1 protein-coding gene is annotated in these 265 nt (G+C 51.7%); it reads left to right on the plus strand.

Going from position 1 to position 265, the window contains the following annotated elements; all coding sequences use genetic code 11:
* A partial coding sequence (locus AC1RPY_RS07950; RefSeq protein ID WP_481763144.1) for a hypothetical protein occupies positions 1–194 on the plus strand: 194 nt, incomplete at its 5' end.
* Between the last annotated feature and the right edge of the window lie 71 nt (positions 195–265).

Below are 265 nucleotides of genomic sequence, written 5' to 3' on the forward strand. Positions count from 1 at the left end.
TCCGGAAGCTCCGAATCGATGAGGCAGCGCAGATCGCGGTGGTGAACGCACAAGTCGATGTTATCAACAAAGCGAAGAGCGCTCCTTGGTATTTCGTGGAAGACATGATCGAGGGCAATCGCCGGTTGGCTGTTATTCAGGCTGCACTGAAGGCAAATCTTCAGGAGCTTGATCGTTTGACCAAGCGCCAGTAATTCGGCATTTCGTAGTAAATAGTACCGTGGGCAGGAGCCCGCGTTTTACAATGTTCAGCAACAGGAGTTGC

It is taken from the genome of Dellaglioa sp. CoH-56-MRSF-12 (assembly GCF_056782075.1).